22 protein-coding genes and 2 riboswitches are annotated in these 19277 nt (G+C 50.8%); of the genes, 9 read left to right on the forward strand and 13 right to left on the reverse strand.

Features of this window, described 5'->3' with window-relative positions; translation table 11 throughout:
* The 8 genes from ACIDE9_RS12350 to ACIDE9_RS12385 form a co-directional block, all read right to left on the reverse strand.
* Entirely contained in the window at positions 1 to 816 is an 816-nt protein-coding gene (locus ACIDE9_RS12350) for a DUF4198 domain-containing protein (protein WP_411995050.1), read from the reverse strand.
* A gap of 15 nt (positions 817 to 831) precedes the next feature.
* Entirely contained in the window at positions 832 to 1356 is a 525-nt protein-coding gene (gene cobU / locus ACIDE9_RS12355; protein WP_411995051.1) for a bifunctional adenosylcobinamide kinase/adenosylcobinamide-phosphate guanylyltransferase, read from the reverse strand.
* On the reverse strand, positions 1353 to 2159 hold the full coding sequence (locus ACIDE9_RS12360; protein ID WP_411995052.1) for a cobalamin-binding protein: 807 nt from the start codon (positions 2157 to 2159) through the stop codon (positions 1353 to 1355). The genes cobU and ACIDE9_RS12360 overlap by 4 nt, the downstream gene beginning before the upstream one ends.
* Positions 2156 to 2827: a 5,6-dimethylbenzimidazole synthase gene (bluB, locus tag ACIDE9_RS12365; RefSeq protein WP_411995053.1), complete on the reverse strand. Its 672-nt coding sequence runs from the start codon at positions 2825 to 2827 to the stop codon at positions 2156 to 2158. Before bluB ends, ACIDE9_RS12360 begins: the two co-directional genes overlap by 4 nt.
* The gene (locus ACIDE9_RS12370; RefSeq protein ID WP_411995054.1) at positions 2824 to 4104 is read right to left on the reverse strand and encodes a cobyrinate a,c-diamide synthase; all 1281 of its coding nucleotides are present in this window, start codon (positions 4102 to 4104) and stop codon (positions 2824 to 2826) included. The genes bluB and ACIDE9_RS12370 overlap by 4 nt, the downstream gene beginning before the upstream one ends.
* Positions 4104 to 4709, reverse strand: a complete 606-nt coding sequence (cobO, locus tag ACIDE9_RS12375; protein ID WP_411995055.1) for a cob(I)yrinic acid a,c-diamide adenosyltransferase — start codon at positions 4707 to 4709, stop codon at positions 4104 to 4106. Before cobO ends, ACIDE9_RS12370 begins: the two co-directional genes overlap by 1 nt.
* A 15-nt stretch (positions 4710 to 4724) precedes the next feature.
* On the reverse strand, positions 4725 to 5294 hold the full coding sequence (locus tag ACIDE9_RS12380) for a hypothetical protein (RefSeq protein WP_194752716.1): 570 nt from the start codon (positions 5292 to 5294) through the stop codon (positions 4725 to 4727).
* An 88-nt stretch (positions 5295 to 5382) separates the two neighbouring features.
* Complete coding sequence (locus ACIDE9_RS12385; RefSeq protein WP_411995056.1) at positions 5383 to 7275, reverse strand: TonB-dependent receptor domain-containing protein; 1893 nt, start codon at positions 7273 to 7275, stop codon at positions 5383 to 5385.
* A gap of 145 nt (positions 7276 to 7420) precedes the next feature.
* Positions 7421 to 7633, reverse strand: a riboswitch (cobalamin riboswitch).
* Positions 7634 to 7723: 90 nt separating this feature from the next.
* On the opposite strand from ACIDE9_RS12385, the gene ACIDE9_RS12390 reads away from it, so the two are divergent.
* From ACIDE9_RS12390 to ACIDE9_RS12400, 3 genes are all read left to right on the forward strand, one after another.
* Complete coding sequence (locus ACIDE9_RS12390) at positions 7724 to 7960, forward strand: hypothetical protein (RefSeq protein ID WP_411995057.1); 237 nt, start codon at positions 7724 to 7726, stop codon at positions 7958 to 7960.
* Between the two features lie 2 nt (positions 7961 to 7962).
* Positions 7963 to 8265 carry a cell division protein ZapA gene (locus tag ACIDE9_RS12395; RefSeq protein WP_194740282.1) on the forward strand — a complete coding sequence of 101 codons (303 nt, stop codon included), beginning with the start codon at positions 7963 to 7965 and terminating at the stop codon, positions 8263 to 8265.
* A gap of 406 nt (positions 8266 to 8671) precedes the next feature.
* Positions 8672 to 9568, forward strand: a complete 897-nt coding sequence (locus ACIDE9_RS12400; protein WP_411995058.1) for an SGNH/GDSL hydrolase family protein — start codon at positions 8672 to 8674, stop codon at positions 9566 to 9568.
* A 35-nt stretch (positions 9569 to 9603) separates the two neighbouring features.
* Here the strand turns inward: ACIDE9_RS12400 and ACIDE9_RS12405 are convergent, their stop codons facing one another.
* Positions 9604 to 9963, reverse strand: coding sequence for a DUF2237 family protein (locus tag ACIDE9_RS12405; RefSeq protein ID WP_411995059.1), 360 nt, complete (start codon positions 9961 to 9963; stop codon positions 9604 to 9606).
* A 68-nt stretch (positions 9964 to 10031) separates the two neighbouring features.
* Between ACIDE9_RS12405 and ACIDE9_RS12410 the strand changes: the two genes are divergently transcribed.
* From ACIDE9_RS12410 to ACIDE9_RS12420, 3 genes are all read left to right on the forward strand, one after another.
* A complete protein-coding gene (locus ACIDE9_RS12410; RefSeq protein ID WP_411995060.1) occupies positions 10032 to 10496 on the forward strand; it encodes an EVE domain-containing protein in 465 nt (154 codons plus the stop codon).
* A 61-nt stretch (positions 10497 to 10557) separates the two neighbouring features.
* Positions 10558 to 11730 (forward strand): diguanylate cyclase, encoded by a 1173-nt coding sequence (locus tag ACIDE9_RS12415; RefSeq protein ID WP_411995061.1) that lies wholly within the window; start codon positions 10558 to 10560, stop codon positions 11728 to 11730.
* A 414-nt stretch (positions 11731 to 12144) separates the two neighbouring features.
* On the forward strand, positions 12145 to 13152 hold the full coding sequence (locus tag ACIDE9_RS12420; RefSeq protein ID WP_411995062.1) for a trypsin-like peptidase domain-containing protein: 1008 nt from the start codon (positions 12145 to 12147) through the stop codon (positions 13150 to 13152).
* Positions 13153 to 13234: 82 nt separating this feature from the next.
* On the opposite strand, the gene ACIDE9_RS12425 is transcribed toward ACIDE9_RS12420, so the two are convergent.
* Positions 13235 to 13384 carry a hypothetical protein gene (locus ACIDE9_RS12425; RefSeq protein WP_154650038.1) on the reverse strand — a complete coding sequence of 50 codons (150 nt, stop codon included), beginning with the start codon at positions 13382 to 13384 and terminating at the stop codon, positions 13235 to 13237.
* A gap of 225 nt (positions 13385 to 13609) precedes the next feature.
* Positions 13610 to 13692: riboswitch (S-adenosyl-L-homocysteine riboswitch) on the forward strand.
* 92 nt (positions 13693 to 13784) lie between these two features.
* On the opposite strand from ACIDE9_RS12425, the gene ahcY reads away from it, so the two are divergent.
* From ahcY to metF, 3 genes are all read left to right on the forward strand, one after another.
* Positions 13785 to 15194 carry an adenosylhomocysteinase gene (ahcY, locus tag ACIDE9_RS12430; RefSeq protein ID WP_194752722.1) on the forward strand — a complete coding sequence of 470 codons (1410 nt, stop codon included), beginning with the start codon at positions 13785 to 13787 and terminating at the stop codon, positions 15192 to 15194.
* Positions 15195 to 15282: 88 nt separating this feature from the next.
* Complete coding sequence (locus ACIDE9_RS12435; RefSeq protein WP_411995063.1) at positions 15283 to 15633, forward strand: phage holin family protein; 351 nt, start codon at positions 15283 to 15285, stop codon at positions 15631 to 15633.
* Between the two features lie 33 nt (positions 15634 to 15666).
* Positions 15667 to 16503 carry a methylenetetrahydrofolate reductase [NAD(P)H] gene (gene metF / locus ACIDE9_RS12440; RefSeq protein WP_411995064.1) on the forward strand — a complete coding sequence of 279 codons (837 nt, stop codon included), beginning with the start codon at positions 15667 to 15669 and terminating at the stop codon, positions 16501 to 16503.
* 56 nt (positions 16504 to 16559) lie between these two features.
* Here the strand turns inward: metF and ACIDE9_RS12445 are convergent, their stop codons facing one another.
* The 3 genes from ACIDE9_RS12445 to ACIDE9_RS12455 form a co-directional block, all read right to left on the reverse strand.
* On the reverse strand, positions 16560 to 17027 hold the full coding sequence (locus tag ACIDE9_RS12445) for a DUF494 family protein (protein ID WP_194740291.1): 468 nt from the start codon (positions 17025 to 17027) through the stop codon (positions 16560 to 16562).
* A 65-nt stretch (positions 17028 to 17092) separates the two neighbouring features.
* Positions 17093 to 18208 (reverse strand): DNA-processing protein DprA, encoded by a 1116-nt coding sequence (gene dprA, locus ACIDE9_RS12450; protein WP_411995065.1) that lies wholly within the window; start codon positions 18206 to 18208, stop codon positions 17093 to 17095.
* A gap of 12 nt (positions 18209 to 18220) precedes the next feature.
* Positions 18221 to 19255 (reverse strand): LysM peptidoglycan-binding domain-containing protein, encoded by a 1035-nt coding sequence (locus ACIDE9_RS12455; protein ID WP_194752726.1) that lies wholly within the window; start codon positions 19253 to 19255, stop codon positions 18221 to 18223.
* Between the last annotated feature and the right edge of the window lie 22 nt (positions 19256 to 19277).

The raw sequence follows: 19277 nt of genomic DNA on the forward strand, positions 1-19277 counted from the left end.
TTAAGGCTTGTTTGCGGTTTCTGGCGGTAAATTCACCTCCAGTGTCAGTGAGGCATTCTGGCTTTCCCACAAATTTTCATTCAACTGGTGATGCACGGTGACAAATAGAAAATTCAACCCGGCTTTTTGCGGATGAAAGCTAAACTCGCCTTGCTGGTTGGCATGAAGGTTAGAAGTTCTGACATTGTCGAGGTCGTATAAATCTTCAACTCTGTGTTTAATAAAATGCTCGTTATCCGTCACCACTATAATGCGAGCATCCGGCACCGGTTTGCCATTTTCCAGCACGCGGAAACTGAGTTCACCGCCCAGCAGCAGGCCATTAGGTGACGCCAGTGGAATAATCTCCAGGCCTTGGTTAAAGGGCTTGGCGACGTATTTTTGCTGGCCTTTAAAAATATAGGTGTCAGCATAGCTGTAGTAATTCATGGTGGTCGGCTTGCCGGTCACGCGTTTCATATCGGCGGCAAAATACAGTTTTTTATCCGCCGTCTCCACCGCTTTATATACCGGGCCCACGCGTAGGCCGGTGCTAATGCGATAAGTGCCTTCTTCTTTTAATTCTGGCTCGAGATACACCGCTGCTTTGGTCTTGGCGATAGGTTTGATCGCCGAGGTCGTGCCGTTAGGCGCCGTGATCGTAAAGTTGGGGGAATCCATGGCAAAGTCAGCCTGGAATGGAAACTCGGTAAACGCCGATTCAATGGTCAGGCGGTGATGCGTGACATTGAACTGGTTGGGCTTTAAAAACGGCACATGCGCCTCGGCAGCCAGGGAGGCAACGAAGGCGATGATGGCTAAGGAAAGTTTTTTCATGGTATTTCTTTCTTGTTATTTAAGCTTTAACGGCAAGCCTGCTGCAATAAAACTGACTGCATTGGCAATTGCGGCCACATGCTGGTTCAAGCGACCTTGTTCATCCTGAAATTGGCGATTTATTTCGCCCAGCGGCACGATGCCCATGCCGACTTCATTACTGACCAAAAACACTGTGGCTTGCAATTGTGGCAACGCGTCCAGCAAGGCCTGCTTTTCGGCCTGCCAATCCAGCCGCTCTGGTTTGTCGCAGTCGGGGCAGATGCATTGTGCTAACCACAAGGTGAGGCAATCAACGATTAAACAACTGTCGGGCGCATCGTTATCCAGCAATGTTTGCCCGAGGTTAAACGGCGCTTCTACCAGCGCCCAATGGGGTGGGCGACGTTCTTTGTGGTGCGACACCCGCTTGGCAAACTCATCGTCATACACTTGCGCGGTGGCGATATAAGTCACTGGTAACTCAAGCGCAGAAGCCAGCCGCTCTGCATAAGCACTTTTGCCGCTACGCGCACCGCCTAAAATCAGGTGACTAGTCATAAAACACTCCCGTGCTGTTGTTGCCAGCGTTGAATAATGAGTTGCAATTGCGGTAGGCCTTCCGTAAACAATGCGGGGCCGGGCTGCAAAATATCGACGGATTTGATTTCGTAAATGTGCCCATCACGAATCGCTGGCATCGCTTGCCAACCTGCACGTGTAGCCACTTTTGTTGGCTGAAATTTTTTACCGCACCAGGAGCCGATGATGATGTCAGGCTGCGCGGCTAATACCTGCTCGGCGGTGACTTGGCGGTCACGTGCGCTGTGAAACTGGCTTAAGTGCGGGAAGCAATCGACGCCACCTGCGGCTTCAATGAGCTCGGCTGCCCAGCGGATGCTGCACATCATGGGCTCGTCCCATTCTTCAAAATAGACCTTGGGTTTGCGTGACCAAGCTGCGGCTTGCTGGCGCGCGGCAGTCAGTTGTGCCTGGTAAGTTCCTACCAGTTTCTCAGCTTTGTCGCTGGCCCCGACCAAGTCGCCAACGGTGAGTATCATTTGCAAGGTTTCGTCCAGGCTGCGCTGGTTAAACACATGCACCTGGCAACCGGCTTTAATCAGTGACGCGGCAATGTCGGCCTGCAAGTTAGAAAAACACAGCACCAGGTCTGGTTGCAGGGCCAGAATTTTTTCGATATTGGCGCTGGTAAATGCACTGATTTTAGGTTTTTCTTTGCGTGCAATCACCGGGCGCGTGGTGAAGCCAGAAATGCCGACAAGGCGGTCTTGCTCACCCAGCAGGTACAACACTTCCACCGTTTCCGTGGTCAGGCAGACGATGCGTTGCGGCCAGCGCTTCATGGCTGCGCCTCGTGATTGTGCCAGCCGTTTTCCATCAACATGTCTGAGAGTGGTTTTTCGGTGGCCCAGCCTTGTTCAACCAGCATGGGTGATTTGTAAAAAGTATTCACGTAGCCCAGGCATAAAATCGCCACCGGTTTGGCATCCTCTGGCATGCCTAATAATTGCGCCAGGGCTTTCGGGTCAAACAGGCTGACCCAGCCCATGCCTATGCCTTCTGCGCGCGCAGCTAGCCACAGGTTTTGAATCGCACAACTGACTGAAGCCAAGTCCATTTCGGGCAGTGTGCGACGGCCAAATACATATTTCTCGCGCTGGTCACACAAGGTGGCGACCAGTAATTCGCCACAGTCCAAAATGCCTTCAACCTTGAGTCGCATAAATTCGGCCATGCGCGCGGTATTTTCAACTTCGCCTATCGCCTGTGCCGTGCGTTTACGCTCTTCATCCACCAGCGCGTGTATATGTTTGCGTAAGCTAGCGTCGTTGATACGGATAAAGCGCCATGGCTGCATCAGGCCAACGCTGGGGGCATGGTGTGCGGCTTGCAATAGTGTTTGCAATAATTCAGGCGCAATCGGCGTCGGCAAAAAATGCCGCATGTCGCGCCGCTCGGCAATGACTTTGTAGATCGCCGCTTTGTCAGTCTCTGAATAGGCAAAACTCATGGCAGGAAAAATTGTGCGGCCAGCGCCGGGTTGGACGGGAAGTAAAAATGCAGAAAACTGGCGGTGATATTCTGGTGGCGATAGACCGCTTCACCCGCGCCATATTTGCCTTTGCCTTGGGCGATCACTGGCATATCAGTTTCAAAGCGGCCATAGTGAAAGGTGTGTGCACCTATGCTGGCCGCGTCGTCGTCCGTCGTTGCAAACGTGGCGTGTTGCGTGCCCAGGCCTTGTAGCTTGGGTTGAATCTCACTGTTGCCTGGCAACAGCCCGAACACAGGCTGGCCATTCAGTGTGTCACCCAGCGCCAGCATGCCGCCGCATTCGGCCAGGATAGGTTTGCCTGCTTGGGCGGCGGCGTGTAGCCCGTCGCGCATGCTGTGGTTATGTTGCAATTGGTCCAAATGCAGTTCGGGATAGCCACCAGGTAGCCAATAAGCATCTGCGGCAGGTAACTGCGCATCGTGCACAGGTGAGAAAAACGCAATATTGGCACCCAGTGTTTGCAGTAAATCCAAATTCGCTTGATAGGTAAAACAGAACGCAGCATCTTTCGCCACGGCAATGGTTTTGTCTTGCAGCAATGGCGTCGTAGCAAGTGACTCCGGTGCTTGAAAACTAACGGTGGGCGGCAAAGGAATCTCTGGCCCAATTAATTGCGCAGCGGTTTCTATGCGCTGCTCAATATCGTCAATCTCTTGTGCCAGATGCAGACCGAGGTGGCGCTCTGGCAAACTCAGTTGTGGGTCATGCTTCATGGCGCCCAGCCAGGGGATATCGGCTGGCAAGGCGGCTTGGATCATCTTGGCGTGGCCATCGCTGCCCACCTGATTGGCAAATACGCCTGCCCGTTTCAAGCTTGGCCTAAACGCGTACAAGCCAAAGGCAATCGCGGCAAAAGTTTGTGCCATGGCTTTGGCGTTAATCACCAAGCCGACGGCAATGCCAAAACGCTCGGCAATGTCGGCACAAGAAGGCGTGCCATCATACAGGCCCATCACGCCTTCGAGCAGAATAACGTCATTTTGCTGGGCGGCTTGATAGAGCAAGTGCTGCGCATCGGCTTCACCACACATGCCGAGGTCGAGGTTATAGACTGGCTTGCCAGTGGCGACTTGCAGAATCATGCCGTCAATAAAGTCCGGGCCGCATTTAAAGGCTTGCACACGCAGGCCGCGCTTGCGGTAAGCGCGAGCCAACGCGGCTGTGGTCATGGTTTTGCCTTGGCCGGAAGCAGGCGCAGCCATGAGCATGGCGTGACAGCTGGCAGCTTGCATTAGAGGTCTATCCCAGCCTGGGCTTTGATGCCTGCGCGCCAGGCGTGTTTGACGTCCATCAGTTCAGACACAGTATCGGCCGCATTTCTCAATGCCTCAGAAGCACCGCGGCCAGTAATCACCACGTGCTGCATGGGCGGGCGCTTGGCGATGGCCTCCAGCACCATTTGCTCATCCAGGTAACCGTATTTGAAGGTGTAAGTGAGTTCGTCCAGCACCACGAGATTGATCGCAGAGTCTTGCAGCATTTGTGCCACGATTTGCCAGCCACGCATGGCCGTTTCGGTGTCACGCTGCCGATCTTGTGTGTTCCAGGTAAAGCCTTCGCCCAGCACATGCCAGGTCACTGACGGATGCTGGCGGAAAAAGGCTTCTTCGCCGGTATCTGAACGGCCTTTGATAAATTGGGCAACGCCGACACGCATGCCGTGGCCGAGGGAGCGGGCCACCATGCCAAAGGCAGAAGAGCTTTTGCCTTTGCCGTTGCCGGTGAGAATGAGTAGCAGGCCTTTTTCCTGATTGGCCTGCTCGATTTTTTCGTCAATGACCGCTTTTTTGCGGATCATGCGCGCCTTATGGCGGCTGTCACGGTCATTGGTTTCCATGATGCCGTGTATAGCTTAAGCGTTTTCGCGCACGGAACGCTTGGCCAGGCCAAACACCACATGTGCAATCAGTGCTACCACCACCCAGAATGCAATCGCTTCGAGCTGTTTTGGGAAGTATTTCACTAAACGTGGCACGAATTCGGCAAAGGTCGGGTCAGGATAACGACCACCAAAGAAGTAGAAGCCACCACTGGAGAACAGCTCAGCAATCGCAGAAGCGGCAACCACTACGCCCGTCAATTTAAACAGGCTGCTGAATGCCCAGGTGGTGTTGTCTGCCAGCCAGCGGCCAGCCAACCACATGGTGCCATAGGCTGGTAACAAAAAGCCATAGGCAGGCGTCACGCAAAAGTTGCTCACGCCACCCCAGGTCACTGCTGCCATATCCAGGCCAGCGCACAAAGCCAGCAGGGCAACAAACATGATTGTCGAGCGCAGGTAGTAACCGGCAATCAAAAACGCAGCGTAAGAAGCGCTAGGCAAAAAATCGATAGAAGCGAAATGATGACCGCGTGTGACGATGACCATCAGCGCAATAACAAGCGCAACTGCCAGAGATTGAGTTGAAATTTTACTTGGCATGCCAACGACTCCAAAAAATAAGATTAATCACAAGGGGTGAATTTTAGCCCAATTCCTTTAGGCTTGGGCAAAATCCACCCTGGCAGGGTTACTTCATGTCGTAATTCAGACTGATAAACACGTTGGTGCCCATTGTGTTGTAGTCAGGTGCATTGGGTGAGAATGTGCTTTTGGTGGTTGCCACTACATAGTCCTTATCCAGGATGTTGTTTGCACGTGCCAGCAGCTTCCAATGAGGACTCAATCGATAGCCTAATGATGCGTTGACCAAGGCATAACCGCTGAGTCTGAAGTTGTTGTCCGCGTCGTTGTAGCGTTGCGAAGAGGCGCTAACTTCGGTGCCAACATCCCAGTCGCCAGACTTGTATTGCAATTGCAGGTTCCCGTAGCGCTGACTTCTTCTCACAAGTAAATTATCTGTGTCATCGTTGCGTGGAGACTGGATGGTCAAGTTTCCTGTGAGTTGCCACTGAGGGTTCAACACGATGCTGCTTTCAGCAGTGATCCCTTTAATTTCTACCTTGCCTGAATTGGTTGGGCAGAATCCTGCAAAACTACAGCCTGATGTTGCAGGGCCTGCATTCTGGATAAGGTCGCGGATATGGTTTTCAAATACGGTCAGCTTGGCCTGGATAGCCGAGGTTTGATAACGTAGGCTGGCTTCAACGTTATCCGATTTTTCCGGTTTCAGGGCCGGGTCGCCAAAGCTTGGAAAGTACAATTGGTTAAAGGTAGGCGCCCTAAAGGCTGATCCATATTGAGCGGTGATTTGCCATTCGGGTGAGATGGCGTAGCCATAACCTGCGCCGCCGGTGACGTAGTTGCCATATTGGGTGTTGTGATCTTCACGTGCTGAGAGTTGAATGCTGTGCGCTTCGTGATTGCCAACGAAGCCAAGCATGAAGCCGTCATCGTTACGCGTCTTGTCTATGCTGGGGTTGCCATTGGAAAATGTCAGGACATCTTGCTCCAGCCTATCGTAGGCAAAGGTCAATGTGCCGAACGGTAGCGTGTAATCATGTTGCCAGGTAATCTGGGTTTGTTCTGAGTCGAATTTACTGCGGCTGCTCGCGCTGTTTAAGCTGAATGAGCGCTCACGCCCGATGCCATATTTCAATGTGCTCGTCCAATGCTCGGTCAGCCGGTTTTTCAGTGTCGCACCATAGGCTTGCTGGTTGGTGGTGGAGTAATTACGGTAGGCATTATCAAACTGGTTTTGGCCATCAGATTCCATAAAGCGCAAACCGAGGCTATGGCCTTCTGCAAGCTCTAGGTCTGCATAAGCCGTGCCGCTCAGATTGTTATAACCATCACGGTCACGGTCAATCGTTTGCGGGGGACGTTTTTTTGCAGAAATGCCTCTCGTGTCATAACTGCTCATTTGAGCACCAAATTGTAGTGCCTGATAGCGACTGTCGAATCCTGCACTGCCGGTGTATGTGTCGTAACTGCCAGCACCTACACTACCGTAAAAGAGAGTCTGGTCGGTTTTTGCTCGTCGAGTAAAAATCTGGATAACGCCGCCAATAGCATCAGCGCCATAAAGGCTGGAAGCAGGGCCACGTAGAATTTCAATTCTGTCTATCAAGGATAATGGCAGGTTTTCGAAGGCAGTGGTTCCCAGTGTCGCGGAGTTGACTCTCAGTCCATCGATAAGCACAATCAGTTGTTCCGCATTGGTGCCACGTATAAATACACTGCTGGCCGTTCCCATGCCGCCATTGGTGGAAATCTGCAAGCCGGGCTGTAATCTGAGTAGGTCCGGCAGCGAGCTGCCTTTCACTCTTTCAATCTCGTCACGCGTGATCACTGTGATGTCACCAGTCGCCGTCTTGGTTGAAACTGGTATTCTTGCTGCGGTCACGCTCACTTCGTCCAATGACAGTGAGGCGAGATTGGAGGTGTTTTCAGAAAAAACCTCTTGAGCCAAGGACATGGCTGGGTAAAGGGCGATGAGTCCCAAAATGATTTTTTTATTCATATTTGTTTCCGATAATGCATACGACCCCGCATGCAGAACATAAAGTGGAAACCTGGGATGTGTATTGACGACTAAAAGGCAAGCAGGCACTTCAATTAAATCGAAGTGCCATTTTTTTAGAGTCACCGTCACCCCGCGGTATTTCCATGCGATTTGGTTGCGAGGCCGGTCTCCGGGCTTGCAAGTTTTGATCTATCGCCTTCCCGAGTTTGAACTCAGTGGCATGTGGATAGACCCGCACTTGCTTACCGTTGCGGGGGCAGCACAGGAATTGCGAATATTAGGTCCGCGCACCTGTTTCCCAGTTTCACCTTGCCTGTAGAAATACAGCAAAGGCACCTGACAACTGGTTGCTATTTTAGTCTAAAGCCTGCTTTTTTGCCAGCAAGCCTACTTTCGACAGCAATGCTCAAATTATCAATTTACTTTGAAAAAACGCGCTTAGCTATTGACCACACTCATTTTTTTAAAAGATAATGGGCTGATGGATGCCGATTTAAAAAGTCTTGAAGAGCGTGTGACGAAGCTGATTGCTTTGTGCGGCCAGCTGCGTGACGAAAATGTGGAGTTGCGTCAGGAGGTCACACGGCTGCATCAGGAGTCGCAATCACTCAAAGTCAATATGACGCAAGCCAGTGTACAACTGGAGCGTTTGTTGTCGGCGTTGCCTGAGGAAGGTCGTTAGTCATGGCAAGTAATCCGATTGATATCGAAATTATGGGCCGCGCGCTCAGCGTGACTTGTACTGACGAAGAGCGTGACAGTTTGTTGCAGGCGGTTGGCTATCTTGATGGTAAAATGCGCGAAATTCGTGATGCTGGCAAGATGGTGAGTGTGGAGCGGATTGCGATTATGGCGGCACTCAATATTACGCATGAGTTGCTGAATACGCGTAGCGGCGGTGTGGATGTGGGCGATGTGAAAAAACGCATTTCAACCATGCAGCAGCAGATTGATGATGTATTATCCGGCCAGCATAAACTGTTGTAATCCGCTTCAATTCACAAAATTTTCATCGTCATTTTTACTAATTGGCGTATCATAAAAACGGTGTGCTAAGGCGTTGCCTGAGTCTAAAATTCCTTGAACTAGTCTTTGTTATAGGTTTCGGCTCATCAGGTGCTGTGCGATCGCACTAAGTTGGGTGGTCTTTTAAGGCTCCCTTGGCGTGTGAACCTAATGTACCTTAGGCTGTTACCACCTGAACTTTTTGGTTCAGGATCTCGGCTCAGGTAACCCCTTAGCGCATTGTTTTCCCTTCTCTTTCTGTGGTTCCTCGCCACGTCATTACGTTTCAACTAGCTGTCGTTGTAAAGTTTCTATTGCAATCTTTAATGGATTGATTAAAAATCCAGTTGGTTACATAGATTAACAATTAACACTCAGGGAGTACGGCATGCGTAAGCTATTTTTCTGGTTTTTTGCATTTGCATTGTTTTCTCAGCAAGCGTTTGCTTATAGCGGTATCACTGCGATAGGCGATAGTTTTTTCGACGGTGGTGATCAAGAGACTGCGGTGGTCAGTTATTATAAGTTATTTGGTAGCGGACAGACGGGTGCGCCTTACAGCAACTATCGTTTTACCAATGGTCCAACAGCCGTTGAATATCTTGCGACCGAGTTAGGTTTAAATTCACCCGCTAGTTTTCAAAATTTTGCAGTTGGCGGCGCAACCACTGCGGATATGCTGACGTTTATGACGAGCTACCTGAATACCGTGCCGTCGATTGATGCTGGACATTTATATGTGCTGGATGGCGGCGGAAACGGTATTGAGACATTCTCAGCACAAGACTCTGCACAAAATATGATTGATATGGTGGCGTTATTGCATAGCAAGGGCGCCACTGACTTTTTGGTGTTAGGTTTACCGGCGCTGGTTGATGCGCCACGTTTTAGTGCTGCTGCGCCAGGCGTGGTCCAGTTTTTAGAGGATTACACGCGAGACTATAACGACTACCTGGTTGCGGGGTTAGCAGGGTTGGGGTTGCCAACGACTGCGAACCTGACTTACTTTGATACCAAAACCGAATTGGAAAACGGCATAGCCTTGGCCGTGAGCAATGGATTCACCAATTTAACAGATGCTTGTTATGACGGTGCAACGGTTTGTGCTGATCCAGATAAGTATCTTTTCTGGGATGATTTGCATATGACGACCAAAGTGCATGAATATCTTGGCCAGCGTCTGTTTGCTGCGATTTCACCTGTACCAGAGCCTACACATGCAGGGTTGCTCTTCGCTGGCCTGCTGTTGGTCTTTGCGCGACGCAGTCTGCGTCCGGCCATATAACTGGTTCGCTGCAACAGCGAGTTTGGCTGATCTGCTTATCGCAATGCGTGATACATCAGGTCGGCCAGGCTGACCACTTCCAGGCAACTTTCATCACAAGACTCCAGAATCACTGGCGGCGCATAGCCAGCTTCACTGGCATCTAGCCAACGCCTTGCACATAAGCACCAGCGATCGCCTGCTTTGAGGCCAGGAAATCCATATTCAGGCATGGGTGTGGATAAATCATTGTCTTGTGCCTGTGAGAAGGCCAGGAATTCATCTGTCATTTCTGCACACACGGTATGCCTGCCCAGGTCTTCAGGGTGAAATCCGCAACAACCATCACGCACAAAGCCGGTGATCGGGCGCATGCTGCAGGGAATGAGTAGGGTGCCAAGAACGTTTTTTGCCATGATTGTCAGCTGTACTGTAACTTGGTTTATGATACTGGCATTTGTTAGACATAAGAAGGTTTTCAGGCATGGCGCGTTACTGGTTGATGAAATCCGAGCCCTCGGATGTTTCGATTGATGATTTGGCAGGGTTCCCGAACCAGACGGTGGATTGGTATGGCGTACGCAATTATCAGGCGCGTAACTTTATGCGTGACCAGATGAAATTGGGCGATGGCGTGCTGTTTTACCACTCCAATTGCGAGACCCCTGGGATTGTTGGTCTTTGTGAAGTCAGCCAGTTGGCTTATCCGGACAGGTTCCAGTTTGTCGAAGGTCACAAGTATTTTGATCCAAAATCTACACCGGAAAATCCGCGCTGGGTGAATGTGGATGTCAAGCTGGTGCGCAAAACCCGCTTGCTGAGCTTGAAGGAAATGCGTGAAGCGCCAGAGCTGGCCAATATGCGTACGCTGCAAAAAGGGAACCGCTTGTCGATTACACCTGTCGACCCCAAAGAGTGGGCGTATATTTCGGCATTGCTGGCTAAGTGATGGTTAACCTGATCAGGACAATACCCTAAATTCCAGATGCATTATTCACGTAGAGCCGCTTATGAACAGACAGCGAAAAAATGCCGTGTTGTATATTCTGGTCGCCGGGTTTTTGATTGCTTTTGTCGGCGTATTGCTGTTTGTGTGGATTTACTTTTCCAGCATGCGTGAGATGCACCAAACCACACGCAAGCTTTATGAGCAGCCTTTTGCCGTCGCCAATGCGGCACTTGTTCTGGAGGCGGATCTTTACCAGATACGCGGCAGTTTGTTATATGCCACCCTGATTGAGGCTGATCGCAAGCAACTGGCAACCACGGTGGATTTTATTGCAGTACACGAGCAACTGGCACAGCAAAAAATTGCAATCATTGCCAGCAGTTATTCTGGCGACCAGCAGCAAGTGACACAACTCAAACAGAAACTGGCATCGCTGAATGTGGTGCGTGACCAGATCTTGCAAGCGCTGCAAACCACACGCTATGCGGATGCCAACCGCCTGATAGAAACGCAGTGGACTGAGCGCTTTAATGAGGTGGCAAGCCTGAGTGAGGCGGTGCTTAACAATGCGAATCAACGCGCAACCGAATACGTGAATGAAAGCCAGCAGCGCCTGGAAAAACACACGACGCATGGTTTAACGTATGCCGCATTACTACTCAGCTTATTTTTGGTCGTCGGTGTTTTTGTGGCCTGGCGTATCTATCAGCTGCATATTGAAGCCGACAAGTTTGCGTTTACCGACTTTTTAACCGGTATTGCCAATCGACGGCATTTTATTCACGAGCTTGAATCCGAGATACGGCGCAGTCAGCGCTACGGGTCGGCGTTTGCGTTTGCAATGGTCGATATTGACCACTTCAAGAAAATCAACGATCAGTACGGACATCATGCCGGTGACCTCATTTTGCAGAACTTCTGTTTGCGTTGTGTCAGTGCCTTGCGCACCAGTGATATGGTGGGGCGGCTGGGTGGGGAGGAGTTCGGTATTTTGATGCCGATGACGGACCTGCATGAAGCTGCGCGCGTGATTGAGCGTTTGCGCTCTGAAATAGATCACAGTGTCATGAGTGATCATGGCGAGCAAATTCACTACACGGCCTCATTCGGGCTGGTGTCTACCTCGCAACTCAGCGAGCAACAGGGCTTGGCACATTTGATGAAAATGGCCGATGCCGCCTTGTATGCCGCAAAGCAGCAAGGGCGCAATCGGGTCTTTATCGCCAATCATTAATCCTACGCCATGCTTTAGATTGAATTATCTTGGTGCATGAATACATGAGGTTTTCGCCTCATGCTTATTGATTGTGCATCCAGTTTATTAACGCACCTTAATGGTGCGTTTTGTCTTTTTTGCTTCTTTGGAAATAAGGCTGTTTCCTCTTTTTGTTTGTTGTTTTGCCTTGTTCTGCAATAACATCTGCAATCTTATCTTTTTCAGGATATTTTCATATAAATAATTGATTGTTAATGGATTAATTTAAATTATCCAGGAGGTTTCTCGTCAGGTTGTGCCTATTTTTTTGTGCATGTGGGCGGTGTTTTCAGGGTTGGAATGCATCTTGCTGAAATGAAAGTGCAGGCTTTCCAACGACACACTGCAGATTGCGGAAAACGGCCGATACGCTGTAATAGATTGGAGCACAACATGACAAAGTTATTGATTGGGTTACTGATAGGGTGCTTGAGTGCACCATTAATGGCAGAACCAGCCGATGCACTGGTTCAGGATTTAAACAGTCGTGTGTTGCGTGTCCAGGTCGGTTTGAAAAATGGTCAATACGGCTTGGGTTCCGGGGTGGTGGTGGCTGAAAACCAAGTCGTGACTAACTGCCATGTGGTCGCTAACGCCAGCAGCATCAGTGTGATGAGTGGCGGCGCGGCTTACCATGCGGTCGGCGTGAAGCCGGACTGGGAACATGATGTGTGTATGCTGCAAATGGAAGATTTGCCACTGTCCCCCGTGACCATGAAATCCAGTCGCGAGCTCAAATACGAACAACCCGTCTTCACCATCGGCTACCCCAGCTTTGTGGCTGCGCCTGTCAGCACCAGCGGTGTGGTCAAAGGTTTGTTTACCATGGATGACTCAGTCATTGTGCGGGCAACCAGCACCTTTAGGCAAGGGGCCAGTGGTGGTGGCCTGTTTGATGACAGCGGTGCACTGGTTGGCTTGATTACCCTAAAAAGCCCTGGCAAAGATGCTTATTATTACTACATGTCAGTGGATTGGGTGAAAGCCTTGATCAGTAAACCGGCAGGGCCGATTGTGGTGAAAAGTGAATTGCCTTTCTGGGGTAAACCAGCCGCTGAATGGCCATATTTCATGAAGGTGGTGTTTCCCTACCTGCATAAAGACTGGAATGGCCTGAAAGTGATTGCCGAACAATGGACAGCCCATGAGCCGCAAAACACCGAAGCCTGGTTTTACTTGGCAGCGGCAGAGTATGAAACGAAAGACTTCAGTATTGCCGAGCAGCATCTGCATCGTGTGGTGAGCATGAACGATCAACATAGCCAGGCTTTTTATTACCTGGGCATGATTGCTGAAGCGAGTGGCAAACATGGTGAAGCGATGGCGAGCGTGGATGCGTTAAAACAACTGGATGCAGAGACCGCTGAAGCGCTGACAGTCGCAATGAAGAGCTTGCCTTAACAGGTAACAGCAAAAGAATAGTAGGTTAAATAGAAAAGCGCCCAACCGGGCGCTTTTCTATTTAAATCGGGTGTGCAATCGCTTATGCCACTGCCATGTCTAGTTCTTCCACATGGTAGTAATGTTCATCATCCCACAGGGTGAAATCTTGTGCGGTGTAAATCGCTTCCTGAAAATGATGAAAGGTTGCGATGCAATGATTCTCTTCGTCCATCACTTGATACATTGTCATACGAGCCACCTTTCCTGATGTTGGTTGTCTGAGTATTGCCGTGATGACATCATGGCACAGGTGTATGACAGTGATTTTGCAGAGCAGCAAGGTGTAATGGTGTCAGTTTGAGGAATGGTGTTTTTTGGCGTCTAGCCAGTGTATTTGCGAGGGATTTCGCCCGTTGTTTCGCGCTTGGCACCAGGCGCTTTTTTGTAAAATGCCCGGGTTGGCGTATAATCCGCAACTTCTGAGGAACGCTGCGAGAGTCATCCGACTCCCAGGCTCAGAGCATTTGCTGCAAAGCATCTCAACGGCGTTCACTTTTCACTGTGCGAGCACGGAAAAAAGGTGAACAAACGTTTCCACCGGTTCTTAGAACTTTTCCTGCTCAGTTTTCATCTTTTTAAGGATTTGAAACATGAATACTGTAGCTGATATCAAAGATTACATCGTGGCCGACATGGGCCTGGCCGATTGGGGTCGCAAGGAGATTGCGATTGCCGAAACTGAAATGCCAGGCTTGATGGCGATTCGCGAAGAGTATGCAGCGCAACAACCACTGAAGGGCGCGCGTATTACGGGCTCTTTGCATATGACTATCCAGACCGCAGTGTTGATTGAAACACTGAAAGACCTGGGTGCTGATGTGCGCTGGGCGTCCTGTAATATTTTCTCTACACAAGACCACGCCGCTGCGGCGATTGCTGCGACTGGTACTGCCGTGTTTGCCGTCAAGGGCGAAACACTGGAAGAGTACTGGGATTACACTCACCGCATTTTTGAGTGGGCTGACGGTGGTTATTCCAACATGATTCTGGACGATGGTGGCGATGCCACTTTGTTGCTGCATTTGGGTAGCCGTGCCGAGAAAGATTTGTCTGTGGTGGCCAATCCTACCTCAGAAGAAGAGATTTGTCTGTTTAATGCGATTAAGGCCAAGCTGAAAACAGACCCAAACTGGTATTCAGTGCGTTTGGCGGCGATCAAGGGTGTGACCGAAGAAACCACCACCGGTGTGCATAGGCTGTACCAGATGCATAAAGAAGGCAAACTGGCGTTCCCGGCGATTAACGTCAACGATTCTGTGACCAAGTCCAAGTTTGACAACCTGTATGGTTGCCGTGAATCATTGGTTGACGGTATCAAGCGCGCGACTGATGTCATGATCGCCGGTAAGATTGCCGTAGTAGCTGGTTACGGTGATGTGGGTAAAGGTTCGGCACAAGCCATGCGTGCCTTGTCTGCACAAGTATGGGTGACTGAAATTGACCCGATTTGCGCGCTGCAAGCCGCGATGGAAGGCTACCGCGTAGTGACCATGGATTACGCCGCAGAACATGCGGATATTTTCGTTACCGCGACCGGTAACTACCATGTGATTACGCATGACCATATGGCCAAAATGAAAGACCAGGCCATCGTCTGTAACATTGGCCACTTCGACAACGAAATCGACGTTGCCGGTATTGAAAAATACCAGTGGGAAGAGATCAAGCCACAAGTGGATCACGTGATTTTCCCGGATGGCAAACGTATCATCCTGCTGGCTAAAGGCCGCCTGGTCAACCTGGGCTGCGGTACTGGTCACCCGAGCTATGTGATGAGTTCCAGCTTTGCTAACCAGACCATTGCGCAAATTGAGTTGTTTACGCAAACCGACAAATATCCGGTGGGCGTCTACACCTTACCTAAGCACCTGGATGAGAAAGTGGCCATCTTGCAGTTGAAAAAACTCAACGCGCAATTGACCACGCTGACAGACGCGCAAGCGGCTTACATCGGCGTGAGCAAAAACGGCCCATACAAGCCCGACCATTATCGTTACTAAGCTGTTTGCATAAGCCCCAAATCTGCGTCAGATGTGCTGGCGCGGGTTTGGGTGTACACTCTCCCCATGTTAATCATGGGGAATCAGCATGTTTAAACTATTGGTCGTATGGGTGTTAAATGCCTTGGCACTGATGGCGGTGGCTTATCTGGTGCCAGGCATTCATGTGGCAAATTTTACGGCGGCCTTGCTGGCGGCAGTGGTGATTGGTTTTGCCAATGTGCTGGTCAAACCAATATTGGTGATTTTAGCGTTGCCCATCACCTTGCTGACGCTGGGGTTGTTTTTACTGGTGATTAATGGCTTGCTGTTCTGGTTTGTCGGCCACCTGTTGCAAGGTTTCTCGGTCAATAGTGTGCTGACTGGTGTGATTGGTGCGCTGGTGTATAGCGTGATTGCATGGATATTGAGCGCGATTGTGCTAAATGAAAAAGACTAAGCCTAAGCCTTGGTCGCGCAACATAAATAAAAGATGAAACAAGTGAATCCTAAAACCTCTTACAGTTTTGAGTTCTTCCCGCCTAAAACCGCGGAAGGCATGGCGAATCTGCGTAATGTGCGTGATGAGTTGGCCACATTCTCCCCAGAGTTTTTCTCAGTGACTTTTGGTGCTGGCGGCTCCACGCGTGACCGCACCATGGAAAGCGTGCTCGAGATCCAAGCCGCAGGTTATGGTGCGGCGCCGCATATTTCCTGTATTTCTTCGAGTAAAGAAGAAATACGTGAGTTGCTGCAAGCTTATCAAGCCAAAGGTATCAAGCGTTTGGTGACCTTGCGTGGCGACATCCCTTCAGGTGAGGTGAGCGCCGGTGACTTTAAATACGCTAATGAATTGGTGAGCTTTATCCGCGCCGAAACCGGCGACTGGTTTCACCTTGAGGTAGCGGCATATCCTGAATTTCACCCCGAAGCAGGGTCCGCGCAAAAAGACCTCGACAACTTCAAACGTAAAATTGATGCGGGGGCGGACTCTGCCATCACACAGTATTTTTACAATGTGGATGCGTATTTCCGCTTTGTTGAGGCCGCGCAAAAGCTGGGTGTGACCGCGCCGATTATTCCCGGCATCATGCCTATCTATAATTACACGCAGTTGGCGCGATTCTCTAATGTGTGCGGTGCCGAGATTCCGCGTTGGTTACGTTTGCGTTTAGAAGCTTATGGCGACGACTTGGCGTCGTTGCGGGCATTTGGTGCAGATGTGGTCACAGAGATATGTGCCAAGCTGATAGCGTCTGGGGTGGATAAAATGCATTTTTATACGCTAAACCAGGCCGGTATTATTGGCCAGATTATTCGGCAACTATAACGCGATCAAACAAAAAAGCGCGACCTGTATAGGCCGCGCTTTTTTACGCTGAAAACTTACTGCAGTGAAAGTCCTTGTGGGTTAAACAAGGCGTCTTCGACGAACAGGTAGTCCTGTTTACGTGTTTCATCCCACAGTACCATCATGGTGATCCAGCGGATATCTTCCATGCTCAGTGTTTCCTGCGGTAGCACCATGGCGCGATCCACAATCAAGTCGCGCTCATAGGCAGTAATGATGTCGCTGCGTTGCAACAAGGTGAGAAAATTTAAGCTTTCATCATTGATTTTGCTGCGCTCCATCTCGCAAAAAATACGGATGGCTGCCGGGTCGTGCAGATATTGCGGTTGTTGTACCGAGCGGCGCAGGTCTTTGACCCAGTCTACCGCATGTAAAATGTCCTGATGATTAAATCCTGCCTGGGATAACTCGTAAGCCATGATGGTTTCGTCGGTTTCTTTCAACTCGAGCGCATCATGTTTATCCCAGTAATTTTGATAAATAAATATCAATACTTCCAACATGTATATAGTCTCCTCAAACACGCTGTTGCATAGACAGCGCTGTTGGGGTGGGTCTGAGTCTCTCTTCAGGCGAGTCGTTGGAACTGACCGCTGGCGAGATGGCTGACCACACCTTCTAATTCAAGTAGTGTTAGCATGGTGGAAACTTGTTCGGGCGTCAAGCCTGAGCGGGCTGAGATCTGTTCTGCAAACAGGGGGTCGAATCCCATGCAAACCAAGACAGGGCTTGCTTCGGCGGGTAAATTAGTCCAATCGGGTGATGGCCCGTTCGGGCTAATCGCCAACGCCTGGTTTGACAGGCGGATGTGCCGTAATTCACTCAAAATGTCGTCGGTCGATTCGACCAGTTTTGCGCCTTGCTTGATCAGGGCGTGGCAACCTTTGGCCACTGGCGAGTGAATAGAGCCTGGAATCGCAAACACTTCACGTCCTTGCTCGATGGCTTGTTTGGCGGTGATCAGCGAGCCGCTGTCAATATTGGCCTCTACCACCAGGCAACCTTCAGATAAGCCGCTGATAATGCGGTTGCGCCGCGGGAAGTTATGTGTGAGCGATGGCGTACCCAGCGGGTATTCAGAGAGAATCAGCCCGTATTGCGCAATCTGGTGCGCCAATGCCTTGTGCCTGGCCGGGTACACAATATCCAGCCCAGTACCGACCACGGCAATGGTGGCACCATCTGCTTTTAATGCGCCCCGGTGCGCGGCGCCATCAATGCCGAGCGCCAGGCCACTCACCACCGCAAACCCGGCGCGGCATAGGCTTTCGGCAAAATTTTCGGCCGTCGCTTCACCTTGCGGTGTGGCATGACGGCTACCAACAATGGCGAGGCCAGGGCGTTTAAGTGTTTGCAGGTTGCCTTTGGCGTACAACACTGGCGGCGGCTGGTCTGTATCCAGCAGTCGTTGCGGATAATAAGGGTCGCCCAGGGTGATCAGGTGGTTATCGGTTTGATCCAGCCAGGCCAGCGTGTGTGCAATGTGCGGGTCATCCATGGCGCGCTGGATACCGTCCGCGACCTCTTTGCTGACCAGGTCGCGCAGTGCTGAGTAGGGAGCCGCCAGAATAGCTTCGGGCGTTTTGAAACTAAGCAGTAACTGGCAGTAAGTGACACTGCCCAGCCCGTCGACCAGACTGAGCGCAATCCATGGGGCGTTTTGTTCAGTGGTGGCGTTGACCATTTAGTGTGTGGGTTATGGTGTGCGCACCACATCTTCTGTGTGTATCGGTTGCGATGCTTGCATCACCAACGCGTAAGAGAGCTTGGCAAAGGTCTTGAATACCATGACCAGGCCAACCGGTTCGTCTGGAAGCTCGATGGTGACCGGGTGTTTAGGATCGGATTCAGGGTCAATCATGCTTGCACCTTTGCGCAGTACGGATAATACGTGACCACGCTCCAGGCCTTGTTCTTCGCCACGGTTGAGTACTACCACGCGGCCATAGCCGGTTTCGTTAATGCCCTCACTCACGCGCGCAATCTGGCCCTGGATTTGTGCCTCTGGTGCATGTGGAATATATGACGGGCTGAGCTCATCCTCCAGCGCAATCAGCTTGTCTTTCACCGCAATTTCTTCTTTGGCTTGCGTCACCGTTAAGGTGGCTGGTTGGCCCGGGCGCAACAACCTGGCTTCTCCCAGATAATGTGCTTCATTGCCCAGGATTTCGCCATTCTCAGGATTTTTAACTGGCTCGCCTTCGCGGTAAATCGCCCAGGCACTTCTGGTCGATTCCGGCAGGTTCTGTACATAAATATGTGTGCCCGGGCTGAGTATTTCGCGTTCTTCCTGAGCTGCAATAATTCTAGGTGCTGCTTTCAGGTCTTCCGGCGAGATCAGCATGGGTTTGGTCAGGAACGGCAGAATCGTGTTCGGTTGTATCGCTGGAATCGCATCGCCTTTAATCGGCGTCACAATCACGCCGGGTTCTAGCGTCACCGATTCACGCACCAGTTTCAATACCGGTTTGCCACTGCTGGTGTCGAGTACAATCACATCGCCGGGGTAAATCCAGTGTGGGTTTTTAATGCGCTCACGGTTGAGTTGCCAGATTTGTGGCCATTGCCAGGGGTTCTTGAGAAATTTGGCCGAAATGTCCCACAAGGTGTCGCCTTTGACCACCACATGGCGGTCAGGATGTTGCGGGCGCAAAGGAATTTCTTCGGCATGTACCAACAAGCTGCTACAAGCCAGTGCAAGCGAGGTTATAATTTGAACAATTTTGGTCATGTGGCGTCTCTGTAATATGCAG

Source organism: Methylophilus sp. 'Pure River', from assembly GCF_046765995.1.
Taxonomy (GTDB): domain Bacteria; phylum Pseudomonadota; class Gammaproteobacteria; order Burkholderiales; family Methylophilaceae; genus Methylophilus.